The sequence below is a fragment of the Emticicia soli genome (assembly GCF_037860775.1).
GTDB lineage: Bacteria > Bacteroidota > Bacteroidia > Cytophagales > Spirosomataceae > Emticicia > Emticicia soli.
In genome coordinates this window covers 414,067-426,440 of the sequence record NZ_JBBEWC010000001.1, presented here as the reverse complement: position 1 = coordinate 426,440, position 12,374 = coordinate 414,067, and the positions used below count along the sequence as shown (strand labels likewise).

The 12,374-nt window shown below is 39.8% G+C and carries 10 protein-coding genes; 6 read left to right on the top strand and 4 right to left on the bottom strand.

Annotated elements, in window-relative coordinates; all coding sequences use genetic code 11:
- The first annotated feature begins 99 nt into the window (after positions 1–99).
- Positions 100–1,857, top strand: coding sequence for an SMP-30/gluconolactonase/LRE family protein (locus tag WAE64_RS01825; protein ID WP_340233845.1), 1,758 nt, complete (start codon positions 100–102; stop codon positions 1,855–1,857).
- An 82-nt stretch (positions 1,858–1,939) separates the two neighbouring features.
- On the opposite strand, the gene WAE64_RS01820 is transcribed toward WAE64_RS01825, so the two are convergent.
- The 4 genes from WAE64_RS01820 to WAE64_RS01805 form a co-directional block, all read right to left on the bottom strand.
- On the bottom strand, positions 1,940–3,070 hold the full coding sequence (locus WAE64_RS01820) for a Gfo/Idh/MocA family protein (protein WP_340233842.1): 1,131 nt from the start codon (positions 3,068–3,070) through the stop codon (positions 1,940–1,942).
- 20 nt (positions 3,071–3,090) lie between these two features.
- On the bottom strand, positions 3,091–3,999 hold the full coding sequence (locus WAE64_RS01815) for a TolB family protein (RefSeq protein ID WP_340233840.1): 909 nt from the start codon (positions 3,997–3,999) through the stop codon (positions 3,091–3,093).
- A gap of 98 nt (positions 4,000–4,097) precedes the next feature.
- The gene (gene nadB / locus WAE64_RS01810; RefSeq protein WP_340233838.1) at positions 4,098–5,687 is read right to left on the bottom strand and encodes an L-aspartate oxidase; all 1,590 of its coding nucleotides are present in this window, start codon (positions 5,685–5,687) and stop codon (positions 4,098–4,100) included.
- Positions 5,688–6,064: 377 nt separating this feature from the next.
- On the bottom strand, positions 6,065–6,835 hold the full coding sequence (locus WAE64_RS01805; protein WP_340233836.1) for an SDR family NAD(P)-dependent oxidoreductase: 771 nt from the start codon (positions 6,833–6,835) through the stop codon (positions 6,065–6,067).
- 208 nt (positions 6,836–7,043) lie between these two features.
- Between WAE64_RS01805 and WAE64_RS01800 the strand changes: the two genes are divergently transcribed.
- The 5 genes from WAE64_RS01800 (at position 7,044) to WAE64_RS01780 (ending at position 12,372) form a co-directional block, all read left to right on the top strand.
- Complete coding sequence (locus WAE64_RS01800; protein WP_340233834.1) at positions 7,044–8,438, top strand: MBL fold metallo-hydrolase RNA specificity domain-containing protein; 1,395 nt, start codon at positions 7,044–7,046, stop codon at positions 8,436–8,438.
- A 180-nt stretch (positions 8,439–8,618) separates the two neighbouring features.
- Positions 8,619–9,503: an NAD kinase gene (locus tag WAE64_RS01795; protein WP_340233831.1), complete on the top strand. Its 885-nt coding sequence runs from the start codon at positions 8,619–8,621 to the stop codon at positions 9,501–9,503.
- 54 nt (positions 9,504–9,557) lie between these two features.
- On the top strand, positions 9,558–10,610 hold the full coding sequence (locus WAE64_RS01790) for a hypothetical protein (RefSeq protein WP_340233829.1): 1,053 nt from the start codon (positions 9,558–9,560) through the stop codon (positions 10,608–10,610).
- Between the two features lie 46 nt (positions 10,611–10,656).
- Entirely contained in the window at positions 10,657–11,436 is a 780-nt protein-coding gene (porG, locus tag WAE64_RS01785; protein ID WP_340233827.1) for a type IX secretion system protein PorG, read from the top strand.
- 180 nt (positions 11,437–11,616) lie between these two features.
- Positions 11,617–12,372, top strand: coding sequence for an isoprenyl transferase (locus WAE64_RS01780; RefSeq protein ID WP_340233825.1), 756 nt, complete (start codon positions 11,617–11,619; stop codon positions 12,370–12,372).
- The last annotated feature ends 2 nt before the right edge of the window (positions 12,373–12,374 follow it).

Genomic DNA, 12,374 nt, shown 5'->3' with positions numbered 1-12,374 from the left:
TCTGATTAAAACTGCTTTATTCTACTGGTGCATCAGCCTTTTATCTCATATATTTTACTATATTTGATTATTCTATTCTACCTCTTCTAAAGCTCGTCTATGAAAAAAGTAATCTTTACAATGCTTGTTTGTTGGCAAGTAAATGCCTTTGCGCAAAACCCTGTTGAAAACTATCCTGAAGACCCCGCCTCTGTTGAGCAAGCCGGCGTACCTAAAGGAGAAGTATTAAAATTTGAATTTGCCGATTCCAAGATTTTCCCCGGTACATGGCGTGAATATTGGGTCTATATTCCGGCGCAATACAAGCCTGAAAAACCCGCTTGTGTTTATATAAATCAAGATGGTGTTCAGTGGAAAGCCCCAACGGTATTCGATAACCTGATTCATAAAAAAGAAATGCCTGTAACAATAGGTGTTTTTGTAATGCATGGGCGAGTAAAAGCAGCTAATGCCGAAACTGCCCTCGACCGCTTTAACCGTAGCTTTGAATATGATGGTTTAGGAGATAATTATGCAAGGTTTCTTTTGGAAGAAATTTTGCCCGAAGTAGAAAAACAAAAAGCAAGTGATGGGCGACCGATTCGTCTATCAAAAAATGGAAATGATAGAGCCATTGGTGGAGCTAGTAGTGGTGCGGTTTGTGCTTTTACGGCTGCATGGGAGCGTCCCGATGCTTTTACGCGGGTTTTTAGTGCTATTGGCACGTATGTAGGTTTACGAGGGGCGAACGAATACCCAACCTTGATACGCAAATATGAGCCAAAGCCAATAAGGGTTTATCTGCAAGATGGAATCAATGATTTGAATATCTATGCTGGCGACTGGTGGAAATCTAACGAAATGATGGAGCGAGCGTTGACCTTTGCAGGCTATGAAGTAAAACACGTATGGGGCGAAGGCGCCCACAATGGCAAACATGGAACCGCTGTTTTCCCCGATGCTATGCGCTGGTTATGGAAAGATTATCCAAAACCTGTAGCGACAGCTAAATCTCAGAATCAGTTTTTGAGCGATATTCTTATCGAAAATGAAAATTGGGAGTTGGTAGGAGAGGGCTATGGATTTACAGAGGGAACAGCTACTAATGCAGCAGGCGAGGTATTTTATCAGGATATTCCTAACTCAAAAACCTATAAGGTGGGTTTAGATGGAAAACTTACGGTACTTGATTTAGATGCAAAAAAAGCCAGCGGTACGGCATTCAGCCCAGACGGAAAACGCTATGTAGTAGCAGGTGGTGCAAAGCAGATTATCAGCTATGACCCAACAGGAAAAGAAACAGTTGTAGCGGACGACCAAACGGGAAACGATATTGTGGTTGCCAAAAATGGCAACATCTATTTCACTGCGCCAAATGGAGTAAGCAATCCTAGTAAATTGTATCTGATAAAACCCAATGGCGAAAAAGTAGAAGTAGATCAAGGATTAAAGTTTGCTAACGGCTTAACCTTATCGCCCGACCAGACACAGTTATATGTAACCGAATCGGCTTCGCATTGGGTGTGGGTATATCAGATTCAAGCTGATGGTGCATTAGCCCATAAACAAAGATATGGTTGGCTGCATGTGAGAGACGTAGACGAAAATGCGTGGTCTGATGGGCTGAAATGTGATAAAGACGGCAGAATATATGTTACTACGCTTACAGGCATACAAGTACTAGACCAGACAGGCCGTGTAAATGCTATTTTGCCGGTACCTAAAACTAAAGGACAAGTGTCAAATGTATGTTTCGGTGGGCCGAATTTTGATATTATGTATATTACTTGTGTTGATAAGGTGTATCGCAGAAAAGTGAAGGTAAAAGGAGCAAATACTTTTGATTCACCTAATAAGCCTGCTGCGCCTAAGCTTTAATAATAAGTAACAAAGCGGTATATAAATACAAAAATCGTTGACTACCAAGCCAACGATTTTTGTTATAAGGTTTTATTGAAGACTACACTAAACTAATCTTCTTACCAGTTTGAGCCGCTTCATAAATAGCCGATAGAATTTTCATATCTTTCAAACCTTCTTCGCCCGAAATATGGCTTGGAAATAACTTGGTTTCCTGAAACTCACGCACAATGGCTTCTAGCATGTTGGCTTGGTGGTGCACAATAGGCAGATTCAGTTCTCCTTGGCTAGTGCGGCCTTTAATTGGCCCATAACTATAAGCAGGGCTTAAATGAATAAAGCCTTTGTCGTAGGTTGTAAACAATTGCTCAATATTGGTTTTATAAGAAGTAAAACCATTTACCGTAACAGCATCAGGGAAATCAAATTGCCATGAGAGCGACTCTTCTACATCTTTGAAACGTTCTGGATCTGTAATCGGGCCAAATTGAGCCGTTACGGCAAGCGGTTCTCTGCCCGTTATGTAACGTGCACCTTGCACACAATAAACGCCAACATCCATTAGTGGGCCACCACCAGCCATTGCTTTTTTCAAGCGCCATTGTGTCGGGTCGCCGATTCTGAAGCCGAAATTTGTCTGGATAAACCTTACATCACCAAAAACTTTCTCACGGCTCATTCTGATTACCTCTTTTGTAAAAGGCTCAAAGTGCATTCGATACCCCACACCAAGCTGCACGCCTGCATCTTTACAGGCTTTTATCATTTCTTCACATTCTTTTGGGGTATTGGCCAGCGGTTTTTCGCACATTACGTGCTTGCCGGCCTTAGCTGCTCTTATTACGTATTCGTGGTGCATAGAGTTTGGCAATACCACGTATATAATATCAATATCTTTGTTGTCAGCTATCTGGTCGAAATTCTGGTAGTTATACACATTCTTTTTAGGAATGTTGTATTTCTTCATCCACTCTTCAGCTTTGGCTGGCGTGCCCGTTACAATACCAGCCAGATAACAATTGGGTGTTTGCTCTAAACCCACAGCTAGCTGATTTTTTGCGTAGCTTCCTAAACCAACCAATGCAATGCCTAGTTTTTTACCTTCATGTTTAGGCTTAGATTTAGACTCAGGAATACTTACAAGCGATGGAACAGCAAATGCTGCCGCCGTAGTGCCAAGACCGACACCCAGGTTTTGGATAAACGAACGACGAGATTGATTTTCGGCCATTAGAATATGATTTAAATAGATTATTTGTCGATATGGTAAGTTACAAAAGCCAGTTGTTTACTATCGGGCGACCAGCTTGGTACATTGATAGTGCCTTGACCTCCAAAAAACACATCAGTTAAGTCTTTAATTTTGCGGGTTTTTAAATCCATCAGGCGAAGCTTAACATCTTTACCAAAAGGGTGATTCGCTTTCTGGTCTTCTATATAAGTAATAAAGACAATCCATTTGCCATTGGGCGAGGGGTGAGCAAACCAATTGCTGTACTCATCGTTGGTTAATTGTTCTTGCTCGCTGCCATCGGGTTTCATACGGTAAATATGCATTTTGCCTGTGCGATGCGAATTGAAATAGATATATTTACCATCGTACGAATACTCAGGCCCGTCGTCCAGGCTGGGAGCATTGGTCAACCTTTTCTCTTCTCCGCCAGTTACAGGTATGCTGTATACATCAAATTCTCCGTTTCTGGAGGCACAATAAACTAAGGTTTGTCCGTCAGGCGAAATGCCATGCCAGTAAGATGGCGCATTTTCGGTAATAAGTGTGGGTGTGCCGCCCTCTATAGGAAGCGTAAAGATACGTGAATTCCCTCCTGAGGTATTTTTCATACGGTTATCGTTGTGGCTGATGATAAGCATCTTGCCATCAAAACTGATGCCGTGGTCGTTATTGCACCGATTAGCGAAGTCGGTATTGATAATACCGAGTTTTTCGCCGCTAGTCGAAATTTTCTCTAATAAACCTTTTGAGTTGATAATAAAGTATTTGCCATCTCTCGACCAGTTGGGAGCTTCAAAATGGCGTTTTTCCTTAAGTATCACCGTTCGTTTGCCAGATTTTATGTTGATTGTCTCTAAAGTACTTTCAACATTTGGCGGTGCCTGTGCAAACACAGCCACGGGTAAAATAAGAAGTAAGAGTTTCATAGAATTGAATACAGTAGTTTATAATTAAAGTTGTTTAACTAAACAACTTTGTTGAATAGAAACCAAATATACTCAAATTCTGATACACTTACCAGTATCTACAGTACCGAATTCTCAGGTTTACCGCCCAATTTATATGGGTAATCGGTTGTATAGTGCAAGCCTCTGCTTTCTTTGCGTTTCATGGCGCAACGAATTACCAACTCGGCGCATTGAACAAGGTTACGTAATTCACAGAGTTTAACCGAAAGTTTTGTTTTCTTATAAAATTCTTCTGTTTCGTCTTTAATAAGTTTCAGCCTGCGTAATGCTCGTTCGAGACGGAAATCGGAGCGAACGATACCTACGTAGTCTGACATCATGCGTTGTAACTCACGTAAATTGTGCGTAACCAGAATCTCTTCGTTCGATTGTTCAGTGCCGAATTCGTCCCAGTCAGGCACATTTTCCTGGAATCTTATTTTGTCTACTTCTTCAACGGCCTGAATAGCGATACGGTGTCCAAAAACCGCCGCTTCCAACAATGAGTTTGAAGCCAAACGGTTGGCACCATGCAAACCAGTAGACGAACACTCACCGCAAGCATACAAACGATGAATAGTTGAAAGCCCATACTCATCAACCAATATACCTCCACATAAGTAATGGGCTGCAGGTACAACGGGAATCATATCTTTGGTAATATCAAGCCCAATGCTTAGGCATTTCTCATAGATATTAGGGAAATGTTGTAATATAAGTTCTTTAGGCTTGAACGAAATATCAAGATATACATGGTCTTCACCCGATTTTTTCATTTCGGCATCAATCGAACGGGCCACTATGTCACGTGGAGCAAGCGAGCCTCTAGGGTCATAGTTTTGCATAAACTCTTCGCCCCGCTTATTTTTCAATACACCGCCTTCGCCCCTTACAGCCTCTGTAATCAAGAAACTAGGATACTCGCCCGGATTATAGAGTGAGGTTGGGTGAAACTGAATCATTTCCATGTCTCTTACTCGGCCTTTGGCTCTATATGCCATCGCAATACCATCGCCGGTTGCAATTACAGGGTTTGTTGTTGCAGAGTAAATATTGCCCGCACCACCTGTAGCCATCAGTGTAATTTTTGATAGAATGGTTTCAACATGGCCTGTGTGCACATTCAGTGCATATACACCAAAGCAGGTAATATCGTTGGTTTCGCGTGTTACCTGTATACCCAAATGGTGTTGCGTAATAATTTCAACAGCATAATAATGCGTCAGAATCTCAATATTAGGGTTTTTGCTTACTTCTTCCAATAAGGCTCGCTCAATCTCTTTGCCTGTAATGTCTTTATAGTGTAGAATCCTCTTTTCAGAGTGGCCTCCTTCACGAGTCAGATCATATTCTGAGCCATGTTTATCGAAATTGGTGCCATAGTCTATCAATTCCTGAATACGGTCGGGGCCTTCGGTTACCACAATTTCTACAGTTTTGCGGTCACATAAGCCGTCTCCGGCAATCAGTGTATCGTTAATATGTTTTTCGAAAGAGTCGGTTTCGGCGTCAAAAACAGCAGCTATACCACCTTGGGCATATTTTGTGTTGGTTTCGTCAGCGTTTACCTTAGTCAACACTAAAACTTTTCCTTTAGCAGCTGCTTTAAGTGCAAAACTTAAGCCCGCAATACCGGATCCTATCACTAAAAAATCTACTTTTTGCATCGAGATAAAATTTGAATATTTTTCAATAAAAACTTATTGAGTAGCGGTCTTTTAGGTTATTCAAATGTTAGCATTGGTTTATTAGGATTCACAAAATAAAAGTTCTTTAGAATGCCTGGCTGTGAGGCCGTCTCAAAAGAAAATAGCACAAAATATTATTTGGCAAGACACTGACCCCACTCCCCAACCCCTCTCCCCAACTGTGGGGAGAGGGGCTTTTTTGTCCCCTCCCCATTGTTGGGGAGGGTTAGGGTGGGGTCTTTTCCAAATATTATTTGGTACAAAAAACTTTTGAGACAGCCTCTTTGTGCTCCTTTGAAAATTATATTGTAAAAAATTAAAGAACGTTTATCTCTTGAACCTTAATAAACATACTCTTAATTGTTGAGTTTTACAAATCCTCCGTCAATCAGATAATCGCAGCCGGTAATAAAACCTGCTTCGTCAGAACAGAGATAAACCGCCAATGAGCCGATTTCTTCGGGTTTAGCCATACGGCCTATTGGTTGAGTTTTTGAAAGTTTATCAAACATTTCTTTTTCTTTTCCCGGATACGTTTTTTTCAGGAAACCATCAACAAATGGTGTGTGTACACGAGCCGGAGAAATACTATTACAACGGATATTATGTTTTAGGTAGTCTTTTGCTACTTGTAGGGTCATGGTATAAATTGCGCCTTTGCTCATCGAATAAGCAAATCTGTCCGGAATCCCAACCGTGGCAGCAATAGAAGCAATATTCAGAATAACCCCGCCTTTATTTTTGAAATACGGAATAACCGCCTGCAAACAGTTATAAGTACCTTTAACATTCACTTTAAACACTTTGTCGAAATCTTCTTCGCTCGTAGTTTCAACAGTGCCAATATGGGCAATTCCGGCATTGTTTACCAGAATATCAATGGTATTTTCTTTAGCAATTTTATCAATTGCTTTTTTTACTTCTTTCTGATTTGATACATCAACTTTATGGAAATACGCTTCTCCACCATTGGCATTTATGAGGTCTGCCTCACGCTCTGCCTGGTCAACGTTCAATTCAAATATATGTACTGCTGCTCCTTGTTTAGCAAAAAGTCTGGAAATCGAAAGGCCTATGCCGCTTGCACCTCCGGTTACGATGGCTACTTTATTATCGAGACGAAACATTTTATAGAAAATTAATGGATTAAATTTGTTGCCTAATTCTTAAATTTTCGTCAAAATTAGCAGGCAAATCTGTAAGTAAAAATATTTCTAAATACATTTGTCAAAATGAAGTTATTTAAACCTAAATACCTTCATGCATAGTAGTATTTGCCTTATTTATTTAGCATGAATGTTTTATCTATCGTAAAATATTATTTGAAAAGGACTCATGAAAATTCAATTCTACGGCGCAGCGCAGCGTGTAACCGGAAGCAAACACCTCATTACCACCCAAAAAGGAACAAAGATTTTGCTCGATTGTGGTTTATTTCAAGGCATTAACACTTCTGAACTAAACCTGCAATTTGGTTTTGACCCTAAAGAAATAGATATTCTGATACTGAGCCATGCCCATATAGACCATACAGGGTTAGTACCAAGATTAGTAAAGAAGGGGTTTTCGGGTAAAATATTTTCTACGCATGCTACCAAAGATTTGTGCAATATCATGTTGTACGATTCGGCCTATATCCAGGAAAAAGACCTTGAGCGTGTAAATGAGAGAAGAAAAAAACGAGGTGAGCCGCTTCTGGAACTATTATATGGCGAAGAAGATGTAAAAAATGCGCTGGCCTTATTTGAAACTGTAAAGTATCATGAGTCTTTTGAATTAGAACCGGGTGTAACTGCTGAATATTACGATACGGGTCATATTCTCGGAAGCGCAGGCATATATCTGACTTTTGAAGAAGAAACAGGTATAAAAACCTTATTCTTTACGGGCGATGTTGGGCGCCCTAACGATAAAATACTGCGTAGCCCGGAGGCATTCCCGCAGGCTAACTATATTATTTGCGAGTCAACCTACGGAAACCGTTTGCATGAGCCAGAGATTGATATGAAAGCTCATCTATTACAGGTGGTACATGATACCTGTGTAGTGCGCCAAGGGAAACTCATCATTCCTGCTTTTGCCGTTGACCGTACACAAGAGCTGGTATATGCGCTAGACCAACTAGCCAGCGAGGGCAGGCTGCCTAAAATACCTGTTTATGTAGATAGTCCGCTTTCGGTAAAAGCGACTATGGCCATGAAAGACAATGAAGAATGTTTTAATCCTGAAATTCTGGCCTATATCAAGCACGATGGCGATGCCTTTGGCTTTGATAATCTACATTATATAAGCGATGTGAATCAATCTAAGGCTTTAAATTCTCGCAAAGGGCCTTGTATTATTATATCGGCATCGGGTATGGCAGAGGCAGGGCGTGTCAAGCACCATATAGCCAATAATGTTGAAAACCCCAACAATACTATATTGTTGGTTGGCTATTGCTCACCCGAAACATTAGGTGCTGTTTTGAAAGCACAACCTGAAACCGTGAAGATATTTGGCGAAGTACATAAAGTGAATGCCAAAATAGAAGTAATGGATTCGTTTTCGGCACATGCCGATTACGTTGAGCTATTAGCTTATTTAGGATGCCAGAAAGCCACAGATGTAAAAAAGCTATTTTTAGTACATGGTGAGCTTCCTAATCAGTTAGCTTTTAAAAATCGTTTGTTGCTAGCAGGTTTTAATGAGATACTGATACCTGCGCAGGGCGAGGGATTTGAATTATAGTATTGTCATTTACAGGAAACAACTACTTTATGGCAATTCGGGAAAGTTTTTGTTAGACAACGAAACTTTCCCGAATTGAGAAAATAATCATAGCTTTGTATAAAAATTTCAGATGTTACAGATAATTAACATCTTTGCACTTCATTTGCTATGATTTATAGCACTTAATATACTTTCCAAATGAAAATCGCCATTCACGGACGAAAATTCAATGTGGAGTCTGTACCTTATGTACAGCAGGTTTTTGATGAATTAGACAGATATAAAGTTGAAGTTCAACTATCAGAATCCTTCAAACGTGTTTTGCTGCAATCGGGTATTCAGCTAAACTGTAAAAATGTCTACACTACGTCTCAGGAGATTTTTAATGCTGATATTGCATTTAGTCTTGGCGGAGATGGCACTTTTCTTGAAACACTCTCACACGTAGGCAAAAGAGAAATTCCGATTCTTGGTTTTAATTTTGGTAGGTTGGGCTTTTTAGCCGCTGTTTCGTACGAGCAAATAGAAGCCTCAATAGCTCAGTTGGTAGAAGGCCGATATGATATTGACGAACGAACCATGCTTGCCGCAACATCTGAAACCGAGTTGTTTGAAGAGGGCATGAATTTTGCCTTAAATGAAGTAGCCATCACCAAAACAGATACTTCTTCAATGATTGTGGTACATGCTTACATAAACGGAGAGTTTCTGAATACTTATTGGGCTGATGGCCTTATGGTGGCAACAGCTACGGGTTCAACAGGATATTCGTTAAGTTGTGGAGGGCCATTGGTAATGCCACATTCGGCCAATTTTATCATTACACCTATTTGTCCGCACAATCTATTTGTAAGACCCATGATTGTATCAGACGATAGCATTATTTCGTTGAAAGTAGAAAGTAGAAGTAATAATTGCCTTGTTTCGATGGACTCAAGAGCAAAAATTATAGCCTCTGACGAAGAAGCAATTATCACGGTAAAGAAAGAGAAATTTAAGGCAAGAATGATAAGAGTAGACGGCAATAATTTTTTAAATACACTAAGAAGTAAACTAAAATGGGGGGTTGATGCCCGTAACTGATAATAATTCTTTTAATCTTACGTTAAACAATTCAGATAAACATTGCTATTCCATATGAGATTCTTAAATATACAAAAAGCATTATTAAAAGGTTTACTGTGTTTTTCTTTTGTGCTTTTGATTACGGAAGAAAACTTTGCCCAGGGAGGGGTTTTTAGTAAGAAAAATAAGCTAAACCAATACTCTTATATTAGTATTGGTGGTGGCACTTCGCATTATTTCGGTGACTTATCACCTTATAAAACATTTTATTATGCTTTGTATACCAATGTGCAGTGGAACGGGACAATTAATTATACACGCCAGTTTTCGCCACAATTTGCCGCAAGAGCAAGTTTTACTTGGGCTAGAATCGTTGGTGATGATTTTACTTATGCAAAAAGAAATCTTGACAAGTATCATGGAAATTTTTTAAGAAATCTGCATTTCAGAAACGATATTAAAGAGTTTGCCCTTTCTGGTATATTTAATCTTTTACCGCAAACAGGTAAAGGACAGCAAGGCCGAAGAAAGGTAATGCCTTTTGCAACGCTTGGAATAGGTTTTTATGGACATCAGCCCCAAGCCAGAGATAGTATTGGCGTAGGAGATGCTGTGACCAAGTACGTACCTCTTAAAGAACTACAAACATCAGGGCAGACTATAGATGCTGCAGCACCTAAACCTTATTCTCTTTTGCAGGTTGTATTTCCGATTAGTTTAGGTCTAAAAGTGAAACTTACTGAGAAATTAGATTTAAATATTGAAGGAGGTTTAAGAATAACACCGTTTGATTATTTAGATGACGTTGGTAGAGCTAATTACCCTAGTCCGGTTGCCATGAGAACAAGCAATCCGGATGGTTTGCGTTTTTCGAATAGGGCTGACGAAGATATTGCTGCAAGAACCGGACAGAGCCGTGTACAAATCTTTCAGGATATAATTGCCAGATATGGTTACGCAGGTGCTAGTACAACTCCTTCACCAAGCCTTGATGGTGAAAAATACGTAGGTTTTGGTGCTGGAAAGCCAAGAGGTGGAGCTACTTGGGATAGTTACATCGTAACACAGTTTACGCTTAGTTATAACATCGGAGGTAGCGGTATTAAGTGCCCACCAATTAAATAATACCTTTAATAATAAATCTATCATTTAGTTTAAGTTGATTTTATCAGTGAAAAAAAGCCTTTTTCTGATTCTGCTTATTGGAGCAATACCTGAATTACACGCTCAGATGTGGGAAGTTGGTGCCGGAGTAGGTGGAATGAACTATAAAGGCGATGTAATGCCTAAATTCAAACCCTTTGTTGTAGGCCCGGGTGCAAATGCATTTGTCAGACTAAACTACAGCCGCTCGCTCTCATTAAAAGCCAATGCTGTAATAGGAAAAATTCATGGAAATGATGAGGCAATGGGTGACCCCTATCATAAGAGTAGAGGATTTAGCTTTACCGCTAATATAATGGAGTTTGGAGGGCAGATAGAATATAACTTCATGAATTTTAGAACTACAGCCTCTCGGATTGTAAACAACTGGTCGCCCTATGTGTTTGCTGGAGGAGCTTATACTATGCGAAGCACCAACTATAGGATTAAAGAGTTGACCTATAGTACTCCACCTAATCCGCCTACTGTTAGTTATACATCAGGCAGTAGCGATACAAGAGTGAACTCATGGATTTTAGGGATTGGTTTCAAGAAAGAATTGAGTCCCCGTTGGAATTGGGGAATGGAGTTTGGCACAAGGTGGATTAATGACGACTTTCTGGATGGTTTAGGATATAATAAAGATGGTAAGTATGATAGTGGAACTCCACCTGCCAGTATTGACCCGGGAGTATTACTAAACCTTAAAAGACAGGTGCCGGGTACCAGAGCTAAAGACATGTATTATTATACAAATATCTCAATTAGCTATTTATTCTACAAAGTTCATTGCCCGCCCAGAAGATAATTAATCTATTTTGAGTATATCTGCGAAAGATTCTGCTGTTTTTTGTTAAAAAATTATAACAAAAGTCTACAAATCTGTAAAAACTTATCAAACAAAGTTCTTTTTTCCTAACTTTGCAATCCTTTTTATTAATTAACATAATTGTTGATTAATATTCACCAATTGATAATTGTTTTTCAAGTGAAAGAAAACATTAATTTAAGCAATTTACCCAAACATATAGCCGTTATAATGGATGGTAATGGGCGCTGGGCTAAAAAACAAGGAGCGTTGCGCATATTTGGCCATCATCATGGTATTAAATCGGTTCGTGATACTGTTGAAGGCTGTGTAGAATTGGGGGTTAAATACCTGACAATGTACACTTTCTCGACCGAGAACTGGAATCGTCCCAAGCTCGAAGTAGATGGCATAATGCAGTTGCTTATTAAAACAATTGGTGAAGAAGTACCCGATTTAAACAAAAACAATGTGCGCCTGAAAGCTATCGGTGACATTGAATCGCTACCCAAATCTGCACGAAAAAAATTATTAGACTCAATCGAGTTAACAAAGCATAATACTGGCCTTACCTTGACCCTTGCCTTGAGTTATAGCGGCAAATGGGAAATTGTACAGGCAACCAAAAAAATTGCTCAAGAGATAAAATCAGGAGCATTGGCTATTGACGAGATAACAGAAGATGTATTTGCTAAATTTTTAGCTACAGAAGACGCCCCGGATGTAGACCTTATGATTCGCACGGGTGGAGATCACCGGATAAGTAATTATCTACTCTGGCAAATAGCTTATGCCGAATTGTATTTTATGGACGACTTATATTGGCCTGAGTTTCGTCGACACCATTTGTTCGAGGCTATTTATGAATATCAACAGCGTGAAAGACGCTTCGGAAAAACGAGTGAGCAATTACCTTCTACCCTTAAAGAGGTATAAAA